The sequence below is a fragment of the Lacinutrix sp. genome (assembly GCF_023299985.1).
In the GTDB taxonomy this organism is placed as follows: domain Bacteria; phylum Bacteroidota; class Bacteroidia; order Flavobacteriales; family Flavobacteriaceae; genus Lacinutrix.
Genome location: NZ_JALZVX010000152.1, coordinates 1 through 20,530 on the forward strand (window position 1 = coordinate 1; position 20,530 = coordinate 20,530).

The 20,530-nt window shown below is 31.2% G+C and carries 21 protein-coding genes; 12 read left to right on the top strand and 9 right to left on the bottom strand.

From position 1 onward, the window contains the following. Positions 1 to 29: 29 nt before the first annotated feature. Entirely contained in the window at positions 30 to 500 is a 471-nt protein-coding gene (locus Q0C58_RS08270; protein WP_290699918.1) for an Lrp/AsnC ligand binding domain-containing protein, read from the bottom strand. Positions 501 to 571: 71 nt separating this feature from the next. Next, complete coding sequence (locus Q0C58_RS08275) at positions 572 to 1,936, bottom strand: saccharopine dehydrogenase C-terminal domain-containing protein (protein ID WP_290699921.1); 1,365 nt, start codon at positions 1,934 to 1,936, stop codon at positions 572 to 574. Positions 1,937 to 2,029: 93 nt separating this feature from the next. Here Q0C58_RS08275 and Q0C58_RS08280 point away from each other — a divergent pair, with 93 nt between their 5' ends. After that, entirely contained in the window at positions 2,030 to 2,419 is a 390-nt protein-coding gene (locus Q0C58_RS08280) for a DUF423 domain-containing protein (RefSeq protein WP_290699924.1), read from the top strand. A gap of 63 nt (positions 2,420 to 2,482) precedes the next feature. Beyond that, complete coding sequence (gene pckA / locus Q0C58_RS08285) at positions 2,483 to 4,099, top strand: phosphoenolpyruvate carboxykinase (ATP) (protein ID WP_290699926.1); 1,617 nt, start codon at positions 2,483 to 2,485, stop codon at positions 4,097 to 4,099. An 81-nt stretch (positions 4,100 to 4,180) separates the two neighbouring features. On the opposite strand, the gene Q0C58_RS08290 is transcribed toward pckA, so the two are convergent. Beyond that, entirely contained in the window at positions 4,181 to 4,927 is a 747-nt protein-coding gene (locus tag Q0C58_RS08290; protein ID WP_290699928.1) for a uroporphyrinogen-III synthase, read from the bottom strand. Between the two features lie 23 nt (positions 4,928 to 4,950). Next, positions 4,951 to 5,598, bottom strand: coding sequence for a DUF4271 domain-containing protein (locus tag Q0C58_RS08295; protein WP_290699930.1), 648 nt, complete (start codon positions 5,596 to 5,598; stop codon positions 4,951 to 4,953). Positions 5,599 to 5,706: 108 nt separating this feature from the next. On the opposite strand from Q0C58_RS08295, the gene Q0C58_RS08300 reads away from it, so the two are divergent. From Q0C58_RS08300 to Q0C58_RS08310, 3 genes are read left to right on the top strand one after another with little or no spacing between them, the layout of a single operon-like run. Beyond that, the gene (locus Q0C58_RS08300) at positions 5,707 to 6,438 is read left to right on the top strand and encodes a polyprenol monophosphomannose synthase (protein WP_290699932.1); all 732 of its coding nucleotides are present in this window, start codon (positions 5,707 to 5,709) and stop codon (positions 6,436 to 6,438) included. Next, entirely contained in the window at positions 6,438 to 7,784 is a 1,347-nt protein-coding gene (locus tag Q0C58_RS08305) for a dihydroorotase (protein ID WP_290699935.1), read from the top strand. The genes Q0C58_RS08300 and Q0C58_RS08305 overlap by 1 nt, the downstream gene beginning before the upstream one ends. Next, complete coding sequence (locus tag Q0C58_RS08310) at positions 7,781 to 8,266, top strand: DUF4296 domain-containing protein (RefSeq protein WP_290699937.1); 486 nt, start codon at positions 7,781 to 7,783, stop codon at positions 8,264 to 8,266. The genes Q0C58_RS08305 and Q0C58_RS08310 overlap by 4 nt, the downstream gene beginning before the upstream one ends. On the opposite strand, the gene Q0C58_RS08315 is transcribed toward Q0C58_RS08310, so the two are convergent. After that, entirely contained in the window at positions 8,263 to 9,270 is a 1,008-nt protein-coding gene (locus Q0C58_RS08315; protein ID WP_290699939.1) for an NAD-dependent epimerase/dehydratase family protein, read from the bottom strand. The two genes, Q0C58_RS08310 and Q0C58_RS08315, sit on opposite strands and share 4 nt — an antisense overlap. A 191-nt stretch (positions 9,271 to 9,461) precedes the next feature. Between Q0C58_RS08315 and tyrS the strand changes: the two genes are divergently transcribed. Then, a complete protein-coding gene (gene tyrS / locus Q0C58_RS08320) occupies positions 9,462 to 10,760 on the top strand; it encodes a tyrosine--tRNA ligase (RefSeq protein WP_290699940.1) in 1,299 nt (432 codons plus the stop codon). Positions 10,761 to 11,064: 304 nt separating this feature from the next. Here tyrS and Q0C58_RS08325 read toward each other — a convergent pair whose 3' ends face one another. The 3 genes from Q0C58_RS08325 to Q0C58_RS08335 form a co-directional block, all read right to left on the bottom strand. Continuing rightward, the gene (locus tag Q0C58_RS08325) at positions 11,065 to 11,247 is read right to left on the bottom strand and encodes a hypothetical protein (protein ID WP_290699943.1); all 183 of its coding nucleotides are present in this window, start codon (positions 11,245 to 11,247) and stop codon (positions 11,065 to 11,067) included. 83 nt (positions 11,248 to 11,330) lie between these two features. After that, complete coding sequence (locus Q0C58_RS08330; RefSeq protein ID WP_290699946.1) at positions 11,331 to 12,311, bottom strand: acyl transferase; 981 nt, start codon at positions 12,309 to 12,311, stop codon at positions 11,331 to 11,333. Between the two features lie 119 nt (positions 12,312 to 12,430). Then, positions 12,431 to 14,524, bottom strand: coding sequence for a T9SS type A sorting domain-containing protein (locus Q0C58_RS08335; RefSeq protein WP_290699949.1), 2,094 nt, complete (start codon positions 14,522 to 14,524; stop codon positions 12,431 to 12,433). Positions 14,525 to 14,747: 223 nt separating this feature from the next. On the opposite strand from Q0C58_RS08335, the gene Q0C58_RS08340 reads away from it, so the two are divergent. Further along, positions 14,748 to 15,431: a response regulator transcription factor gene (locus Q0C58_RS08340; protein ID WP_290699952.1), complete on the top strand. Its 684-nt coding sequence runs from the start codon at positions 14,748 to 14,750 to the stop codon at positions 15,429 to 15,431. A 4-nt stretch (positions 15,432 to 15,435) separates the two neighbouring features. Beyond that, positions 15,436 to 16,473, top strand: a complete 1,038-nt coding sequence (locus Q0C58_RS08345; RefSeq protein ID WP_290699955.1) for an ATP-binding protein — start codon at positions 15,436 to 15,438, stop codon at positions 16,471 to 16,473. Here Q0C58_RS08345 and Q0C58_RS08350 read toward each other — a convergent pair. Beyond that, positions 16,456 to 17,505 (bottom strand): glycosyltransferase, encoded by a 1,050-nt coding sequence (locus Q0C58_RS08350; RefSeq protein WP_290699958.1) that lies wholly within the window; start codon positions 17,503 to 17,505, stop codon positions 16,456 to 16,458. The genes Q0C58_RS08345 and Q0C58_RS08350 overlap by 18 nt on opposite strands. 69 nt (positions 17,506 to 17,574) lie before the next feature. On the opposite strand from Q0C58_RS08350, the gene trmB reads away from it, so the two are divergent. The 4 genes from trmB to Q0C58_RS08370 all read left to right on the top strand — a co-directional run bounded on the left by trmB (position 17,575) and on the right by Q0C58_RS08370 (position 20,509). Then, positions 17,575 to 18,249, top strand: coding sequence for a tRNA (guanosine(46)-N7)-methyltransferase TrmB (gene trmB / locus Q0C58_RS08355; RefSeq protein ID WP_290699961.1), 675 nt, complete (start codon positions 17,575 to 17,577; stop codon positions 18,247 to 18,249). Positions 18,250 to 18,262: 13 nt separating this feature from the next. Next, positions 18,263 to 18,889, top strand: a complete 627-nt coding sequence (locus Q0C58_RS08360) for a LysE family transporter (protein ID WP_290699964.1) — start codon at positions 18,263 to 18,265, stop codon at positions 18,887 to 18,889. Positions 18,890 to 18,920: 31 nt separating this feature from the next. Next, on the top strand, positions 18,921 to 19,250 hold the full coding sequence (locus Q0C58_RS08365) for an MGMT family protein (protein ID WP_290699967.1): 330 nt from the start codon (positions 18,921 to 18,923) through the stop codon (positions 19,248 to 19,250). A 122-nt stretch (positions 19,251 to 19,372) separates the two neighbouring features. Continuing rightward, complete coding sequence (locus Q0C58_RS08370; RefSeq protein ID WP_290699970.1) at positions 19,373 to 20,509, top strand: Mrp/NBP35 family ATP-binding protein; 1,137 nt, start codon at positions 19,373 to 19,375, stop codon at positions 20,507 to 20,509. Positions 20,510 to 20,530 lie beyond the last annotated feature (21 nt).

Genomic DNA, 20,530 nt, shown 5'->3' on the forward strand with positions numbered 1-20,530 from the left:
TTGTTTTTATTAAGTTATTATCTAAAAAATTAGATCTTAATTTGTCTCTCAATTTGTTGATCTAGAGAGATAAAGGTTTCGGTTCTAGAAACGCCTTCAATAGACTGTATGTCGTTATTTAATAAGTGCATTAAGTGTTCGTTATCTTTACAGAGTATCTTAATTAAGATGCTCCAGTTTCCTGTAGTGTAATGGCATTCTATAACTTCAGGTATTTTTTTAAGTAATTTTACAGCCTCAGGATTACTCATTGCTTTGTCTAGGTATATACCAATAAAAGCCATGGTTGAGTAACCCAATACTTTAGGATTAATAACAACTTTTGAACCAGAGATTAAGCCAGATTTTTCTAATTTACGTAAACGTTGGTGTATGGCAGCTCCAGAAATACCAACCTGTCTTGCAATTTCTAAAACCGATGTTCTAGCATCTGCCATTAATGCACGCAGTATCTTTTTATCGATACCATCTATAATAATGTTGTTGTTTTGTGTTTTCAAGGCAATTAAAGCTTCATATTAAAACCTAAATATAAATAAACTATCTTAATATGAAACTTTAAAATTGAATATTAAACATGTAAAGGATTGTAACCTAAGTAAGGCACTTCCTTTTCTTTAAATACAACACCATAATCTTCAAGCTCTTTTAAAATTGGTTCGTAAACCTCTTTGTTTATTGGTCTTAAAACACCTGGAGTGGTAATTTTTTTATTTAAAATTGCCATGGCTGCAATCGCGACCGGTAAACCTACTGTTTTTGCCATGGCAGTATAGGTTTGGTCTTCTCCAAGAGTAACCATTGTGGCATCTATTTGATGTTTTTCGCCATTTAATTCGTATCCAAATTTATGGTACATAACAATCATATCCTTGTCTGTAGGATCAAGAGTCCAGCTATCCATTAATATTTTTTGTAAAATTTGTGCTGGAGTAGCTTTATCTAGAACAACCATTTTTGTTGGACTAAAAATGTCTAACTCTTCAAACTTATCCCAAATAATATCGTCTTGATCTATTTTTAGTGCGTGTCTAAATTTTATTTCTACAGAATCTGTTGGGCTGTATGGTAAAAATGAATTTACAAAATCGCGATACGTCATATTCTTACTGTCGTCTATAGTGTAGCTATCGTCCGTCATGCCTAATGCTGCAAAAACATTCCAAGCACGACTGAAACCTACTTTTCTTATTGTACCACGATATAGCGTTTTAACATCGTCTAGTCCATAAATGTCTTGATATTTTAATGAGTCTCTATTGGCATAAGCTTCAAAACGCCCAAAACCTTCAACTTCTAAAAATTCTGTTCTACGAAACAATCTATTATAAGGTATGTATTTGTATGTGCCTTCTTGTAAAAATTTAGCTGCACTACCTTGTCCAGCGAGCACTACATTTCTTGGATTCCATGTAAATTTATAGTTCCATAAATTATTATCGCTTTCTGGTGCTACTAAACCTCCTGTAAAAGACTCGAATAAAATAAGTTTTCCACCTTTAGCCTCAATGCGGTCTATTACTTGCATGGCACTCATATGGTCTATTCCTGGATCTACACCTATTTCATTCATAAATACCAAGCCTTTGTTTTTAGCTTGCGTATTTAGAGCTTGCATTTCGTCACTTACATAAGAAGCTGTTACCATATTTTTATTATGAGTAATACAGTCTTTAGCAACTTCAATATGAAAACGAGCTGGTAACATAGAAATTACAATATCTGCAGCTTTTACAGCTTCTTCTCTAGATTTTTCATTAAAAACATCTAAAGTAATTGCAGTTGCGTTTTTATGCTTATTTGTAAGTTTCGAAGCGCTACTAATATTTAAATCACCAACAGTAATATGAAGATTTTTAGTTTCAGATTTGTCTAATAAGTATTTTATTAAATATGAAGCAGATTTTCCAGAACCAATAACTAAAATATTTCTCATAGTGACATTATATATTTAAACAGGTATTACCTAATTTTGTTTCTACGAAAGTACAAAATGCTAACGTTATTAAAACTCAAACAATAAATATATATGAATAAAAAAATATTAATATTAGGTTCGGTTTTTGGTTTGTTAGCAGTTATAATTGGTGCTTTTGCAGCTCATGGCTTAAGACCTAAAATTTCGCCTACATCATTACAATCTTTTGAAACAGGTGTGCGTTATCAAATGTATCATGCATTATTACTTCTTTTTATTGGAAATTTAGATATTATTTCGTCTACAACTAAAAAAGCTATGTTTTTTCTAGTATTCTTTGGAATATTATTATTTTCTGGGTCTATTTATGCTTTAGCAACTAATAGTCTTACTGCTTTCGACTTTGGTGTTATAGGCTTTATAACGCCTTTAGGAGGCTTATTGCTTATTGCAGCATGGACTATATTGTTAATAAATTTTATAAAAAGCACTAAGAATTAACGATAATATATAATAATATCTTATTATAAATTGTAGTTTTGTATTCTAAAACAACATAGAATTATGGTAAACCATACACAATCTACGAAAACGATTTCGTTAGAACAATACGGTATCAAGAACGCTAATGTTCGTTACCAATTATCTCCTAAAGAATTACAAGAAACAACAATCGATAAAGGACAAGGCGTGAAGTCGTCTTCTGGTGCTCTAGCTGTTAATACAGGTGAGTTTACAGGTCGTTCTCCAATGGATCGTTTTATTGTAAAAGACGATATAACTAAAGATCGCGTTTGGTGGGGAAATATAAATATTCCTTTTGATGCTGATAAATTTGATAAACTATACCATAAAGTTGTAGATTATTTATCTGAAAAAGAAGTGTTTGTAAGAGACAGTTTTGCTTGTGCAGACGAAGATTATAAGCTAAATATTCGTGTTATTAACGAGTATCCATGGAGTAACATGTTTGCTTATAATATGTTTTTACGTCCAACCGAAGCTGATTTAAAAGAATTCTCTCCAGAATGGACTATTGTTAATGCACCGGGTTTTATGGCAGATGCCAAAGTGGATGGTACAAGACAACACAATTTTGCAATTTTAAATTTTGAAAAAAAGATTGCATTAATTGGTGGAACCGGTTACACTGGAGAAATTAAAAAAGGAATTTTTTCTGCTTTAAACTTCATTTTACCAATATTTAAAAACACGTTGCCAATGCATTGTAGTGCAAATGTTGGTAAAGACGAAGACACTGCAATTTTCTTTGGTTTATCAGGAACAGGAAAAACAACTTTGTCTACAGATCCAGACAGAAGTTTAATAGGTGACGATGAGCATGGTTGGACTGCAGAAAACACTGTTTTTAATTTTGAAGGTGGTTGTTATGCTAAAGTAATTAACCTCTCTCAAGAACAAGAGCCAGAAATATACGATGCTATAAAGGAAGGTGCTATTCTTGAAAATGTAAAAATGAATGATAAAGGTGAAGTTGACTTTGAAGACACTTCTATTACTCAAAATACACGTGTAAGCTATCCAATTCATCACATAGAAAACATAAAAACACCATCTATAGGAAAGAATCCTAAAAATATATTCTTTCTAACTGCAGATGCTTTTGGTGTTTTACCTCCAATTTCTAAATTAACTCCTGCGCAAGCAGCATATCATTTTATATCTGGTTATACTGCTAAGGTAGCAGGAACAGAAGCTGGAGTAAAAGAACCACAACCATCTTTTTCTGCATGTTTTGGAGCGCCTTTTATGCCATTACACCCAACTAAATATGCTGAAATGTTAAGCAAAAAAATGTTGGATGCTAATGTTAATGTTTGGTTAGTAAACACAGGATGGTCTGGTGGAGCATATGGTGTTGGAAGCCGTATGAAATTAAAATATACAAGAGCCATGATTAGTGCAGTTTTAAATGGTGATTTAGGATTGTATAATTACGATGACTACCATATTCACTCTGTATTTGGAGTAGCACAACCAAGATCTTGTCCTGGAGTTCCAACTGAAGTATTGAGTCCAAGAGCAACCTGGAAAGACGACAAAGCATACTATGATACAGCATTTAAATTAGCGAATGCGTTTAGAAAAAACTTTAAACAGTTTGAAGATAATGCTAGCGAAGAGATAAGACGTGGAGGACCACAGCGTTATGCTTATTAATTAAGCTAACTTAACAAAACTAGAAAAGGCTTCTCGATTGAGAAGCCTTTTCTAGTTTTGTTGTATAATTTATTTATTATATCATTTCTTGTTAACTATAGTAATGTACTTTTTTAAAGCCATTGTCATAGAAGGTGTTTCTGGAGTTGGAGCAGCAATATCTACTCTTAATCCTTTTGCTTCCACAGCTTTTATTGTTGTGTTTCCAAATACAGCAATTCTAGTATCTTTTTGCTGGAAGTCTGGAAAGTTTTTAAATAACGAATCAATACCACTTGGGCTAAAGAACACTAAAATATCATAAGTTACATTCTCTAAGTCAGATAAATCGCTAATAACAGTTTTATAAAAAACAGCCTCTTTCCACTTTACATCTAAAGCATTTAAAACTTCTGGTACTTCAGCTTTTAATTTATCTGCTGCAGGTAATAAAAACGATTCGTCTTTATATTTTTTAATTAATGGAGAAAGCTCGGTAAATGTTCGTTTACCAACATAGATTTTACGTTTTCTGTATACTACATATTTTTGAAGATAATAAGCTACAGCTTCAGACTGGCAGAAATACTTCATACTATCTGGAACTTTAAAACGCATTTCGTCTGCCACTCTAAAAAAGTGATCGACAGCATTTCTACTTGTTAAAATAATAGCGGTAAACTTGCCAAGATCAATCTTTTGTTGTCTAATTTCTTTAGAAGGTACACCTTCAACATGAATAAAAGGACGAAAATCTATTTTAACTTTCTGTCTTTCAGATAAATCGAAATATGGCGAATTTTCAATTTTAGGTTCTGGTTGCGATACTAAAATGGTTTTCACTTTCATATTTTAATAGCTTTTTTAGGACCTTATTCTAGTGTATATAACTTATATAAAATCAAATAAGGCGAAATTTCAAGTGTGCAAAGATACAAAATAAAATAAAACCAATTCTTTTTTATGGTTTTAAGATTATCTTTAATAAAAACGAGAACTCCATAAATAGTGATGAGCGCTAAAAAGATTATAAATATCGAAGTATTAATTTGTGTAGGACTCCAAGAGTAAATTAAAATAGTATTTATAGGAATTAATAACAGCCCTAAAAAAATTTTATAACTCATTTTTTGGAAAATGTAGTTGTTAATTATAGATTCTATTTTAAGAATATTACTTATTAAACGTTCTAAAATTATTTTTAGAAGTATTACAACTATAATTCCAAAAGCAATTTTAGGCAGTAATAAATACTCAACTTCTGGAACGCTTGCACTTAAATTAGAGCATAATAAAATAAATATAGATAAACCTATAATTAAGTTTGTAAAAAGTAAGCCTTCGAATACATCAAAAAGCTTCTGCTCTCTAGAATAAACTTTTAAATATCTAAAGTTTACTATTAACACTATAATATCTTGAAAACGCTTAGGAAACAAAAGTTTAGAGATAGCAACAATAACTAAGCAGACTAATAATAATATTGTAAAAAGTTGGGTTGTAAGTACTTCTCTTAACATGCTGTAAAATTATTATAAAATTATTAAGGAGCAGCAGCATTTATTAAGAAATATTTATAAAAAAACAATTACCAAATATGTACATTTGCTTCAACTTTAAAATTAATAATGCAAGACGCAGTTGTAATTATACCAACTTATAACGAAATTGAAAACATAGAAGCTATTATAGAAGCTGTGTTTAGTCAAGAAAAGTTGTTTCATGTTTTGGTGGTCGATGACAACTCTCCAGATGGTACTGCAGATAAAGTTAGAGTGCTCAAAAATAAATATCCAGAGTCTTTATTTTTAGAAGTAAGAGAAAAAAAATCAGGTTTAGGCACTGCTTATATTCATGGTTTTAAATGGTGTTTGGACAGAAAGTATGAGTATGTTTTCGAAATGGATGCAGATTTCTCTCATAACCCAAAAGACCTTATTAAACTTTATAATGCATGCTATAAAGAAGGTGCGGCATTAAGTATTGGTTCTCGTTATGTAAAAGGCGTAAATGTTGTAAATTGGCCTTTAAGCCGAATTATATTATCTTATGGAGCATCTATGTATGTTAGACTAATTACTGGAATGCGAATAAAAGATAGTACTGCAGGTTTTATTTGCTATCATAAAAGTGTATTAGAAAGTATTAACCTTAATGATATTAAATTTATAGGCTACGCGTTTCAAATAGAAATGAAATTTAAAGTTTATTTAAAGCAATTTAAAATTATAGAAGTACCTGTGATTTTTACAGACAGAGTTAGAGGTAAGTCTAAATTAAGTTCAGGTATTATTTCTGAAGCTATTTTTGGTGTTATCTCAATGAAATTTAAAAGTTTATTCAATTCAGAAAAAAAATAATGAGCGACAAAATAACACTTATTAAAAATGCTAAGATTGTAAATGAAGGCACTATTTTTAATGGAGACATATTAATAGAAGGTGAGTTTATTACCAAAATCGATACGTCTATAAGTGCAAAATCTGCAGATGTAAACGTGTTTGATGCCGAAGGAAAATATGTTATTCCTGGAATGATAGACGATCAGGTTCATTTTAGAGAACCAGGTTTAACTCACAAAGCAAATATAGAGGCAGAATCTCGTGCAGCTATTGCTGGTGGTATTACATCATTTATTGAAATGCCTAATACAAACCCACAAACTACTACTATAGAAAAATTGAATGATAAGTTTGACATAGCAAAAGAAACCTCTTATGCTAATTATTCTTTTATGTTTGGTGGAACAAATGATAATTTAGATGAAATATTAAAAGTAGATCCTAAGCAAGTTGCAGGCTTAAAATTATTTTTAGGCTCTTCTACAGGAAATATGTTGGTAGATAATCCTGAAGTACTAGAAAAAATATTTTCAAGTACAGATTTGTTAATCTCTGTTCACTGCGAAGATGAGGCGACAATTAAAGCTAATACCAAGGTATATAAAGAACGTTATGGAGACGATATTCCATTAAACTTGCACCCTATAATTAGAAGTGAAAAAGCATGTTATTTATCTTCTTCTAAAGCTATTGAACTGGCTAAAAAAACAGGAGCACGATTGCATGTTTTTCATCTTTCAACAGGTAAGGAGACAACATTATTTAGTAATAAGATTCCTTTAAAAGATAAAAAAATTACTGCCGAAGTTTGTATACATCACCTTTGGTTTAGCGATAAAGATTACGACGAAAAAGGCACATTAATTAAATGGAATCCAGCTGTTAAAACAGAGCATGATAGAGACCAGTTACTAAAAGCTTTACTGGATGATAGAATAGATGTTATTGCCACAGATCATGCTCCACATACAATTGAAGAAAAAAATAATGTTTACACAAAAGCACCTTCTGGTGGACCATTAGTACAGCATGCTTTACCAGCTTTATTAGAAATGCATCATCGTGGTAAAATATCAATCGAGAAAATTGTAGAAAAAACGGCACACAATCCTGCTATTTTATTTGAAGTAGAAAAACGTGGTTATGTTAAAGAAGGTTACTATGCAGACTTAGTTATAGTAGACTTAAATAATCCGTGGACAGTTACAAAAGATAATATTTTATACAAATGTGGTTGGTCTCCTTTTGAAGGCACAACCTTTAAATCTCGAATTTCTCACACCTTTGTAAATGGAGGGTTAGCTTATAAAAACTTTAAGTTTTATGATACTAAATATGCCAAACAATTAACGTTCGATAGATGAGTATAAAACATACTACAATATTATTTATGCTTTTAGTTTTAACATCATGCTATGAGGTTAAAACGCCTAGCAAGCCAGACAATCTTATTTCTGAAGACAATATGGTTAATATTCTTGTAGATATGGCTATTATGTCTTCAGCAAAAGGAGTTAATAAAAGTAAAATAGAAAAAAACGGAATTGTTCCAGACGAATTTATTTACAAAAATAATAATATAGACAGTCTCACTTTTGCCCAAAGTAATGCTTATTATGCTTTTAATACTAAAAAGTATGAGGCTATATGTAAGCGTGTTATAGATAGTCTAACAATTGTAAGAGACAAGTATAATACTATACAATTGAAAGAGAAAGCTGAGAAAAAAATTAAAGATTCTATAAAGCGAGCTCAAACAAATAAAGAGAAACGAAAAAATTATAGTAAAAACATAAAAGGAAATGCAAAACGCGATTTTAGAGTAGATACTTTAATAGGGCGTTAATTTTTTTCTAAATAGAATTTACAAGTCTCTATTATCTCACTTGTTAAATCAGAATATTCAAAAGCAATATACTTTTTAATTTTATCTCCATTAAATTTAGATTCTAACACTAAGGAGGCTGCTAATTGTTTACTTAAAACTCTTCTTTTACCGGTAATTTTATGTTTTAACCAATCGAGTCTCCAGCCTATTTGCAATAACCTATTTTTAGCTTCTTTTTTAGGCGGTTTTATAAATAATGCCTTGGCACAAATGGCGCTAAAATTTTTATAGCTCCAGTTTTGCGAAACAATTATAAAACGTTCGTTTTTTATATTACTTTGCATTAGTAAAAAAAGAGCATTTGTAACATCGTTTACAGCAGCATAACCAGTACTACCTTTAGTGTAATATTTTAAACCATTATGTATTATTTTAAAAATAGAACCACTTCCATAGTTCCAAATACCAGGACCTATAATAACACCAGGACTAACAATTACAGCATCCAAACCTTCTTGTGTCCCACGCCAAACCTCTAGTTCTGCACCATATTTTGTAATAGCATAAACACTGTTATCTGCTTCAGGATTCCATTCTGTATTTTCGGTAGTAATTTCTCCAGGTTTTGGTTCTCCAATTGCAGCAATAGAACTTATATAGCACAACTTTTTAACATTACTAGCAATACAAAAGTTAACAATATTAGCAGTGCCTTCTATATTCGTTTTTTGAAGTACATCGAATTTATCTGGCTCAAAAGATACAAACGCGGCACAATGGTAAACGTGCGTAATATCTTTAAAAGCTTCCGTTAAAGCTGGAATATCATTTAAACTTGCTTCAACCCAATCAATAGCATTAAAAAGTGTTTCTACATCTTTAGAATAATATGAAAAAATACGTTTTACTGTTTTAAATTTTTTTTCATTTCTATAAATAGCACGAACAGGTTGCTTTTTATTTAATAATTTTAAAAGCAAATGTGCACCTACAAATCCTGTTCCTCCAGTAACTAAAATCATGTATCGAAGGTAAGAAATATTAGAACAAACTTATCTGCTTATTTCATGAATAATAAACCAAAAATTGTAAAAAAGTATAAAATTTATTATAAGTGTTACTATATTAATTTGTGGTAAAAAGATAAAATATAGCATCTTAATTATAAAGCTATTTTTATCTTTGCTAATCAATACACAAAATAAAGTAAAAAATGGCTAATACATTTGTAGAAGAATTACGTTGGAGAGGTATGTTACATACCGAAATGCCAGGAACCGAAGACCATTTAAACGAAGCTATGCGTAGCGCTTATGTTGGTTTTGATCCTACTGCAGATTCTCTTCATATTGGAAACCTAGTGCCAATTATGTTATTAGCGCATTACCAACGTTGTGGACACAAACCAGTTGCTTTAGTTGGAGGTGCAACAGGAATGATTGGAGATCCTTCCGGGAAGTCTAGTGAACGTAATTTGTTAAACGAAGAAACCCTAAGGCACAATCAAGAAGCAATAAAAAACCAATTAGCTCATTTTTTAGATTTTGAAAGCAACGAAAAAAATGCAGCAGTTTTAGTAAATAATTACGATTGGATGAAAAACTTTTCTTTCTTAGAGTTTATTCGCGATGTTGGAAAACACATTACTGTAAACTATATGATGGCAAAAGATTCTGTGAAAAATAGAATTTCTGCTGAGTCAACTTCAGATGGAATGAGCTTTACAGAGTTTACTTACCAAATGGTACAAGGCTACGATTTTTTACATTTATACAAAACGTTAGATTGTACATTACAAATGGGAGGAAGCGACCAATGGGGAAATATAACTACAGGAACAGAGCTTATACGTCGTGTTGATCAAGGAAAAGGTTATGCCATTACTTGTCCATTAATAACCAAAAGCGACGGTTCTAAATTTGGAAAAAGTGAAGGTGGGAATGTTTGGTTAGATGCTAATAGAACATCGCCTTACAAGTTTTACCAATATTGGTTAAATTCTAGCGATGAGGACTCCGAAAAGTATATTAAGATTTTTACTTTTTTAACTGAAAGCGATATAAAAGCAATTATTACAGAACATACTCAAGCACCACATTTAAGAGTTTTACAAAAACGTTTAGCTAAGGAAATTACTACAATGGTACATAGTGAGGAAGAGTTTTTAAATGCTGAAAAAGCATCTGGAATTTTATTTAGCAAAACTTTTAATGAAGATATTCGTACACTTAACGAAAAGCTCTTTCTAGATGTTTTTGAAGGTGTACCACAAGCAGAAATTTCTAAAACAGATTTAGCAGAAGGTATCGACATGATTGGCGCACTTGCAGATAAAACAAATTTTTTAAAAAGTAATAGCGAAGCCAGAAGAGCGCTTAAAGAAAATGCTGTTTCTGTTAATAAAGACAAAGTAACAGCAGACTATAAAATTACTACCCAAGATTTAATTAACGATAAGTATGTTGTGTTAAATAAAGGGAAGAAAAATACTTATATTTTAAAGGTGGTTTAAATTTATTAAAATTTAAATATTTAAACCTCATAGATTTTTAAAACCTATGAGGTCTTTTTTCTAGTGAATAGCTATCCTCTTTTTCTAAAGAAGAGAGCTATTTTGAAGTTAAGATTTACTTTATATAATTTAAGATCCCAAACTAAATTTGGGATTAGTGCCACTATTTAATTTTTTTTACTTTTCAAGTTTAAAAAGCTAAAGTGGTACCAACAAAAAAAAGCCCGAATGCAAAGCTGCAAAACGGACTTTTAAAAATTAGTCAACCAACTAAAACTAATTTTTCTTTCTCATAACTTAAAAATCAATCTTTTTTACTGACCAATCTCCAACTTTGGTCGGCTTTTTTAATTAAACCTTTCACATCTTCTTTTAACCACAATTCTAAAGTGTTAGTTCCTATAGAATTATAGAATAAATAAAGCTTATTATCTCTAATTTCAAACGTTTCCGGATCGGTAGATGCTTTTTCGCCTTTTACTGCCATTGCATAAGAACAAAAAGCACCATATTGAGGTACATAATGCGTTTGTCGAAATATATACGCAATAATTACTTTTATAGTTTTAATTATAGTACCATAAGGTTACAACCTCTAATATCACTAGTATCAAAGCGCCCAATAATTTCAAAAGAATTGTCATTATTTACGCGACCTAAATCTTGAGTGGCAATAAAAGAGCAGGAGTTAATATTTGCTAAATCGATTACATTAATACCTCCAGTTTTCCCAATTTTTGAAATAGATAATGCATCTTGGGTTTCGCGAGTTAGAATGCGCATCCAACTAGGGCAATTAAAAATGCCTTTTTCTTTTGAGTAGGCTTGGCTTAGTAACTCGGTCATTCCATATTCGCTGTGTATGGCATTTACTCCAAAACCAGATTTTAAAATGGTGTGTAGTTCTTCTCTAATAAGTTCTTTTCGTCTTCCTTTCATGCCTCCAGTTTCCATGATAATGGTGTTGTTGAGGTTGAAGGAATAGGTTTCAACTAAATCTAACAAAGCAAAAGAAACACCTATAAGTAGTACCTTTTTTCCTTCAGAATCTAAGCGTTTTAAAGTGTTACTTAATTCAGACAGATTATCCAAATAAAAGCCACTTTCTGGATGGTTAGAATCTTTAATCAAACTATCTACCATGTAAATAAGAGACGAGCCTTCACGTTCTAAATAGCTTGGTAATAAGGCGAGTACAACATAGTCTTTAATGTTTCCATAGAAAGTATTAAAACTGTCATTAAAACTACTTTGGTAAACAGAAAGGTCTGTAATATGGTGTTTACTAGTAGTATTTCCTGTTGTTCCACTACTTGAAAATGTTTTTTTTATGGCTTTTGAAGAGCTAACAACTTGATGTGACTTAAAGAATTGAATAGGCAAAAACGGAATATCTCTAACACTATATATATCGGTTGGATTTTTATAAAGCAAGTCGCAAAACGAACGATAAACAGGATTGTTTTCAAACTGAAATCTAAAAACCTGTAAAGCTAAAGCGTTAAATTCAGTTTCCGTTTTAATAGTGAAAATTTGGTTTTGATCTATCATTTTTTTCTGTTAGTTCGAGTAAAAATTGCTTTTTAATTTTTTGTCGATAACAAGTACAAAAGTAAACAAAAAGAGCGTTACCAAAGGTAACGCTCTTTTAAAAAGTAGTATTATAAAGTTTACTTAATTACTAATTTCTTAGTAGTTGAAGCTCCATTTTGATTTAATTTTAAAATGTAAACTCCAGTGTTTAAGTTAGAAACGTTTAAAACGTTATTGTTTAAAGTTTGAGAGATTACTTGCTTTCCTAAAATATCGAAAACTGTTACATTAGTTACTTCGTTAGAAGTTGTAATAATGTTCACAAATCCTATGTTTGTAGGGTTTGGATAGATTGAGAAGTTAGCACTTGTAAAATCTTCAGTTGATAAAGAATTGTTAGTGTATACAGCTATTGGGTAAGGTGTAACTGCAGTTGCATTATCACTTTGTCCATCAAAAGCATTTGGGCCACTAAATGTCCAGTTACCTAAAACAAAAGTTCCATCAGGTCCTGTGTCGCTTACTCTATATGCCCAACCATCTAAATGGTCCCATTCAGGACAAGTTGTTCCAGTGGCGTTAGGATCGCAATCTACAGTTCCAAAAGTATCAATAATAGTTGCTCCTTCGTATAATTCTATAGAATCATCACCATTAATTCCAACAACTCCATTTATATAAGTTGGTGCAAAACCAAAGAAAGTAGTAAATCCAGTAGATTCTGTAGCTAAAAAAATTCTGTCTCCAGCAGATACAGCATCTGCAGGAAAATTATATTCTATATTTCCAGCTGATGAACCTGCTCCATTTGTAATTGAGCTAATGCCAAAAACACTTAAATCTGGAATATCTGCTAAAGCTACTAATTCGATTCCTTTAGGTGTCCCTCCAGATAGTGGGCCATCATATGCCCCAACTAATACTAGTGCGTTAGTAGCAGCTCCAAAAACATTACCATTAAGAGCAACTGTTTGATCTGTAGTAGGTGCAGAAGAAACTGTAACATCTCCAGTGTAAGGGCCTACAGTTAAACCAGATGCTAATCTTAAATAAACTTCAGTATTTGCTATTGTACCACTAGCTTGTGCTACTGTTACAGTTGGTGTAAATGTACCACCAGAAGTTAAAGATACTTCAAAGTTTGTTGGTGCTGTAATTGTAATATCATTTGTTAAAAATAAACCTTCAACAAAAATAGACTCTTCGTTAGAAGGTCCTGAAGCTAAAGCATAATTTAAACTACCAGGTGTTCCAAATACACTAAATTGAGGTGTTGAAGGAGAAACCTCTCCACTTACATTAATCATTACATCTGTTGCTCCAGTAGAAGAAGCTGTAATATCTTCAGCATATGTGTTTACTGTTAATCCTGATGCTAAACGAACATATACAATAGTTGACATTGCAGTTCCACCAGTTTGAGAAACTGTAACCATAGGAGTAAATGTACCACCAGATGTTAATGAGAGTTCAAAAGCAGGAGAAGCAGCAGCAACATTTATATTTGCTGTTAAATTAAGTCCCGAAACAGTAAATGTGCCTTCTGCTGAAGGACCATTGCTTTCAAAATAATCTAAACCAGTAGCGCTACCAGTTATAGAAACAGTAGGATTAGTTGACATAGTTGTAGTATATGTACCTATACCTCCAAGTAATGTTTCAAAAGTGTCTGTTCCACTTTGGCATATACCAAGTCCATTTAATGTAGAAGCTCCTGGAATAGACCAGTCTGCTTCAACAAAACCACCATTTGGACCTGTGCCATCTACACGTTTTGCGAATGAGTCTCTATATTCCCAAGTTGTTCCTGTTCCATCTATTCCTTCAGCTCCATATTGATCGACAACTGAAGAATCTGATGTTAAAACTATTCTAACTCTATCATCTCCATTAACATTAATAGTTCCAGAAATTAATGTAGGAGCAGTTGCTAATGATGGAAATTCACTTGCTAAAGTTGTTGCGCTTCCTGATGTTGTAATGTAAACAAAATCATTAGTTACAGTACCAAAAGAAGATAAGTCTTGTGTGCTTCCCCAAGTAGTATTAGCATTGGTTTGATTTTCTAGAGAATACAAAGTAAAATCAACAATACCATCAGCATAAATTTCTAATAATTTAGGATTTCCACCAGAACAATCGCCATCAACAATTGCTGTGATAATTGGATTCTGAGCAAAAGAGCTAACAGATATTAAAATAGTTAAAAGTAAAAAGTAAATTTTTTTCATAATTGAATATTTAAATTAGACTGTAAATATAAGAATATCAGATAGCTTTTAAACTTTTTTAAACTTTTTCAGGTTAATATTTAACTTTATAATAACATTAAATACAAAAACGCTTAGTTATTAGCATTCAATACTTTAATGTTAACTTATCGTTATTATTTTTAATATTATATTAATTTATTCGATTAGTTTTATCTTTACTGTTTAAAAACATATTCTTTATATGAATAAAAAAGATATTAAAATACTTCTTGTAGACGATGAACCAGATATTTTAGAAATTGTAGGTTATAATCTATCTCAAGAAGGTTATCAAGTAATTACTGCAAGTGATGGAGCAGAAGGAGTTATTAAGGCCAATGCTGAAAAACCACAGCTTATTGTTTTAGATGTTATGATGCCTAAGATGGATGGTATTGAAGCTTGCGAACAAATTAGAAAAATACCAGATTTAAAAAATACAATAATTACTTTTTTAACAGCTAGAGGAGAAGACTATTCTCAAGTTGCAGGTTTTGATGCTGGAGCAGACGACTATATTACTAAACCAATTAAGCCTAAGGTACTTGTTAGTAAAGTTAAAGCGCTATTAAGACGCTTAAAAACTGATGATTTAGGTATACCTATTATCAAAATTGGAGATATTGAAATAAATAGAGAAGAATATAAAATTTCTCTTAAAGGGAAAGAGATGGTATTACCCAGAAAAGAGTTTGAATTACTATCTTTATTAGCTTCCAAACCTGGCAAGGTATTTAAAAGAGAGGACATTTTAGATAAAGTTTGGGGAAACGAAGTTGTTGTTGGAGGTAGAACAATAGATGTTCATATTAGAAAACTTAGAGAGAAACTTGGTGATACCTCTTTTAAAACAGTAAAAGGTGTTGGTTACAAGTTAGTAGAGTAAACCTATGGAGTTAATTAAGACTTATAAATTTGCATTTAAAACATCACTATATGTAACTATAGTGTTAACAATCTTTATAAGTGTTTTTTTGTATGCTTTTTATACCGTTAACTGGCTTTTAATAGCTTTGTTTTCATTTGTTTGTTTCGTTGTAGCTTTCGGTGTTACTCAGTTTAGAGTACAGAATTTTATTTACAAGCGCATTAAACAGATTTATGACGACTTGAAACTTCTAGAGTCCACTTCATATCGAAAAAAAAGAATTACTACAGATATGGCGACACTAACCGAAGAAATAGACAGGTTTGCTAGAGATAAAAAAATGGAGATAGAAACATTAAAAGTTCGTGAAGAATACAGGAAAGAATTTTTAGGAAACGTATCGCACGAACTAAAAACACCATTATTTACGGTTCAAGGTTACCTAGAAACCTTAATTGATGGTGCAGCAGATGATAAAACAACACGAGAAAAATATTTAGATCGCGCAAATAAAGGAGTAGAAAGATTAATCTATATTGTAAAAGATTTAGATATGATAACTAAGTTAGAAGTTGGTGATGTTAGTATAGAAACTGAGACGTTTAATATTATTGAACTTGTAAAAAGTGTTTTCGATTTATTAGAAATGAAAGCCTCTAAAAAGAAGATAACATTAACTTTCGATAGAAATTACTTTTTACCAGTTTTAGTAAAAGCAGACAAACAAAAAATACAACAAGTACTTACAAATTTGGTAGTTAATTCTATTAAATATGGAAGAGAAAAAGGCACCACAGAAATTAGTGTAGAAAACCTTATAAAAAACAAAGTTATTATTCGTGTTACAGATAATGGAGAAGGTATTGAAGAAGTTAATATTTCAAGATTATTCGAGCGTTTTTATAGAGTAGATAAAAGTGGCTCTAGAAAAGAAGGAGGTTCTGGCTTAGGCTTATCTATAGTAAAACATATTATAGAAGCACACGATGAGAACATTTATGTAGAAAGTGAATTTAGTGTTGGTAGCGAGTTTTCTTTTACTCTAGAAAAGGCTGAATAGCGCTTCTAAATCTTGTGTTGTATATTTTAAGTTTAAGCCTTTAAAAGCAGATGTTTTTTTAAGCTCGTCAATACTAAAATCCTCTTGATTACAATACGGTACAAGTTTTAAATCATTAAAACGCTCAGCTAAATATTCTTGTTCAAATTGTCCTGGAGTTGGTATAAAAAAGGCTGTCTTTCCTAATTTGGTTAAATCCATAACTGTGGTATATCCAGGTCTACAAATAATAATTTTACTGCTATTTATTGCTTTTTCTAAGGCTTCAGAAGTCATAAAATTATAAATTGTAAATTGATTGTGTTTTGTGCAAATTTGCTCGAATTCTATTTTTCCTTTTACTAATAAAATATTTCCTACATAATGATTTAGCTCCTTAAAAAGTTTTTTTTCTAAAAAGGTACGTTGAGGTTCTGGACCAGAAAGTAAAACCATAATATCGTATTTGGTCTTAGTTTCAGTTTTATGGAGTCTACTTAAAGGACCTAAATAATTAATTTTAAATTTTTTTTTATTAAAAAGATGCCCCAAATACCCACTCAAATTAGGTTCGTCTTTAAAATCCGGAACCCATATTTCTTTAAATTTTTTAAGTTTAATTTGATTTAGTTTCGAGCTTAAAAAACTAGTGTTTCCACTTAAAACATTAAGTTGATGCGTAATAATTACAGACGGTATTTTTTTGCTAAAAATTCCAAAACGACTATCAGATATTATACCATCAATAGTATAATCCTTTATTATTTTTTTTGTAATTTTTCTTTCAGCTTTCAGCGTTTTTAAAATATGAGGAAGTTGTTTTAGTAGTTTTGTTTTTAACTGTTTCCCGCTCTTTTGGTACCTAATATTAAAGGCAGGTAATGTAATAGATTTTAAATCAGGAAATTCTTTTTGTAATAGTAATAAAGCGTAACCATCACTTGCAATTATTGGTTCAAAATCACCTTCAATAAGCCAATGTATTATAGGAATACATCTTGTGGCATGGCCAATTCCCCAATTTAGTGGAGCTACAAGAATTTTTTTCTTCATAAATAACAAAGATAATCATTATTGCACTCTCGTATAATTTGTTAATTTTACCAAAAATCATATAGAGTAGTGGGAAGTAAGAATAAGCTAAAGAGATTTAATGAAAACGATACGTTTGAGAACGTTTTTCAGCCAAAAAGAGAAGAATTAGTAGATGTAGATTACGAAATGAAAGGCCATTGGAACTCAAAGTATTTTAAAAACAACAATCCATTAGTTTTAGAATTAGGCTGTGGAAAAGGAGAGTACTCGGTAAACCTTGCTAAAAAGTATCCAAACAAAAATTTTATTGGTATCGATATAAAAGGTGCGCGTTTTTGGAGAGGCGCTAAAACAGCTATTGAAGAAAATATACCTAATGTTGCATTTATAAGAACACAAATAGAACTTATAGATCATGTTTTTGCCGAGAATGAAGTTGATGAAATTTGGATAACCTTTCCAGATCCTCAAATAAAATACAAGCGTACAAAGCATAGAATGACAAATTCTCAATTTTTGAAACGCTATAAAAAAGTTCTAAAGCCAGAAGGTGTAATAAATTTAAAAACAGATAGTGAATTTATGCACGGTTATACATTAGGATTATTGCATGGAGAAGGTCACGAAGTGTTATATGCTAACCATAATGTTTATAAACAAGAAGGAAGTCCAGAAGAGGTTACAAGCATCCAGACACATTATGAAAGTATATATTTAGAACAAAACAAACCAATTACCTATATTAGGTTTAAAATTAAATAATCTTGTAATAGATTTGGAGATATCACTAACATTTGGAATTGCATTAATAGTAGCATTAGTAGGCGTTATTCCTCCTGGATTGTTAAATATGACGGCTGCAAAGATTAGTATAAAAGATGGACACTCAAGAGGCTTAGTGTTCTCTGTTGGTGTTTGTGTTATTGTAGTTTTTCAAACTTTAATTGCGTTAGTTTTTGCAAGATATTTAAGTAGTAACCCAGAGGTTGTAGGAATATTGCAACGTGTGGCGTTTGTAATATTTGTTTTAATCACAGTTTATTTTCTGGTAATAGTAAAAAAAGTAGACAAACCTAATGTAGAATCTAATTTAAAAAGTAAAAAAAGTCGTTTTTTTCAAGGGTTACTTTTATCTGCTTTAAATGTGTTTCCAATTCCATATCAAGCCTATATGGCTATTACTTTTGTCTCTTTTAAATGGATTAAATTAGATCCTACTGGAATAACAACTTACGCAGCAGGAGCTGCAATGGGAACTTTTGTTATGTTATATATTTATGTTTTCTTTTTCGAAAAAATAAATAGTAACAAAATAAAATCTCAAAAAGGAATGAATTTTATTATTGGAATTATTACAGGAATTATTTCTATAATTACTTTAGTAAATATTTTAAAAGAATAGTATCAACTATTTTAAAAATTAAAATAATAAAATGAAACCAGAAACACTTAATTTCTTCGAAAAAGTTTACGAAATAGCAAAACTAATTCCTTATGGAAGAGTAACAAATTATGGTGCTATTGGTAACTATCTTGGAGCGCCAAGAAGTGCCAGAATGGTAGGTTATGCTATGAATGGCTCTCACAGAAAAGACATTCCTGCACATCGTGTAGTTAACAGAAAAGGCTTACTTACTGGAAAGCATCATTTTGATGGTACAAATCTTATGCAACAACTTTTAGAGAACGAAGGTATTGTCGTTATTGATAACCAAATTCAGGATTTGGAAAAGGTATATTGGGATCCTTTAAAAGAACTATAAACTTTTTAAATAGTAGCATAAAAATTCTTCAATATAACCGCTTTATTCTTCAATGTTTATGTAGTATATTTGTCCTTTAGAATGATTCTTAATAAAAAGAATTAACTACTGGAGAATTACTTATGAAAATTACAAAACAAGACATATTAAACGCGCTCAAAACCATAACTGTTCCTGGAGAAGGAGAAAATATGGTCGATAGTGGAGCTGTAAAAAATGTAGTTACTTTTGCCGATGAGGTAATAGTAGATATCACGATAACAAATCCTGCACTACAAGCACGTAAAAAAACCGAAGAAGAAATACTTAAAGTTATACAAGAAAAGGTTTACAACAAAGCACAAGTAAAAGTAAACATAAAGGTAGAAGCACCTGCAAAACCAGCCGCAAACGAAATTAAAGGAAAAGCAATTTCCGGTATTAAAAATATAGTAGCTATTGCCTCTGGAAAAGGAGGTGTTGGTAAATCTACAGTCACAGCTAATTTAGCTGTAACACTAGCAAAAATGGGATTTAAAGTCGGTGTTTTAGATGCAGATATCTATGGACCATCCATGCCAATTATGTTCGATGTAGAAATGGAAAGACCATTGTCTGTTACAGTCGACGGAAAGTCTAAAATGAAACCCGTAGAAAATTACGGCGTAAAAATACTATCAATAGGCTTTTTTACACAACCTGGTCAAGCCGTAGTTTGGCGTGGGCCAATGGCAGCAAAAGCATTAAATCAAATGATTTTTGATGCTGCTTGGGGAGAATTAGATTTCTTATTGTTAGACTTGCCTCCAGGAACTGGAGATATTCATTTAAGTATCATGCAATCGTTACCAATTACAGGAGCAGTTGTAGTAAGTACACCTCAAAATGTAGCATTGGCAGATGCTAAAAAAGGAGTAGCAATGTTTCAACAAGAGAGCATTAATGTGCCAGTTTTAGGTATTATAGAAAACATGGCCTATTTTACACCAGAAGAGCTGCCAAATAACAAATATTATATCTTTGGAAAAGAAGGTGCTAAGCATTTAGCCGAAGATTTAAAAGTACCACTTTTAGGAGAAATACCTTTAGTACAAAGCATTCGTGAAGCAGGAGACGTTGGAAGACCAGCAGCTTTGCAAGCAGGTACGCTTTTAGAAAAAGCGTTTGAAACTATTACTCAAAACGTAGTGCAAGAAGTGGTAAATAGAAATGAAAACTTACCAGAAACCGAAGCAATAAAAATTACAACAATGGCTGGTTGTTCAGCTGTAAAAAAGTAACTATGAGCGGAGAAGAATTAA

Coding starts and splice junctions, on each gene's coding strand:
- Q0C58_RS08300 (WP_290699932.1), top strand. CDS start 5,707: ATGCAAGACGCAGTTGTAATTATACCAACTTATAACGAAATTGAAAAC.
- Q0C58_RS08280 (WP_290699924.1), top strand. CDS start 2,030: ATGAATAAAAAAATATTAATATTAGGTTCGGTTTTTGGTTTGTTAGCA.
- Q0C58_RS08370 (WP_290699970.1), top strand. CDS start 19,373: ATGAAAATTACAAAACAAGACATATTAAACGCGCTCAAAACCATAACT.
- Q0C58_RS08340 (WP_290699952.1), top strand. CDS start 14,748: ATGAATAAAAAAGATATTAAAATACTTCTTGTAGACGATGAACCAGAT.
- Q0C58_RS08275 (WP_290699921.1), bottom strand. CDS start 1,936: ATGAGAAATATTTTAGTTATTGGTTCTGGAAAATCTGCTTCATATTTA.
- Q0C58_RS08315 (WP_290699939.1), bottom strand. CDS start 9,270: ATGATTTTAGTTACTGGAGGAACAGGATTTGTAGGTGCACATTTGCTT.
- Q0C58_RS08335 (WP_290699949.1), bottom strand. CDS start 14,524: ATGAAAAAAATTTACTTTTTACTTTTAACTATTTTAATATCTGTTAGC.
- Q0C58_RS08295 (WP_290699930.1), bottom strand. CDS start 5,598: ATGTTAAGAGAAGTACTTACAACCCAACTTTTTACAATATTATTATTA.
- pckA (WP_290699926.1), top strand. CDS start 2,483: ATGGTAAACCATACACAATCTACGAAAACGATTTCGTTAGAACAATAC.
- Q0C58_RS08325 (WP_290699943.1), bottom strand. CDS start 11,247: ATGGCAGTAAAAGGCGAAAAAGCATCTACCGATCCGGAAACGTTTGAA.
- Q0C58_RS08365 (WP_290699967.1), top strand. CDS start 18,921: ATGAAACCAGAAACACTTAATTTCTTCGAAAAAGTTTACGAAATAGCA.
- Q0C58_RS08330 (WP_290699946.1), bottom strand. CDS start 12,311: ATGATAGATCAAAACCAAATTTTCACTATTAAAACGGAAACTGAATTT.
- Q0C58_RS08305 (WP_290699935.1), top strand. CDS start 6,438: ATGAGCGACAAAATAACACTTATTAAAAATGCTAAGATTGTAAATGAA.
- Q0C58_RS08350 (WP_290699958.1), bottom strand. CDS start 17,505: ATGAAGAAAAAAATTCTTGTAGCTCCACTAAATTGGGGAATTGGCCAT.
- Q0C58_RS08310 (WP_290699937.1), top strand. CDS start 7,781: ATGAGTATAAAACATACTACAATATTATTTATGCTTTTAGTTTTAACA.
- tyrS (WP_290699940.1), top strand. CDS start 9,462: ATGGCTAATACATTTGTAGAAGAATTACGTTGGAGAGGTATGTTACAT.
- Q0C58_RS08345 (WP_290699955.1), top strand. CDS start 15,436: ATGGAGTTAATTAAGACTTATAAATTTGCATTTAAAACATCACTATAT.
- Q0C58_RS08290 (WP_290699928.1), bottom strand. CDS start 4,927: ATGAAAGTGAAAACCATTTTAGTATCGCAACCAGAACCTAAAATTGAA.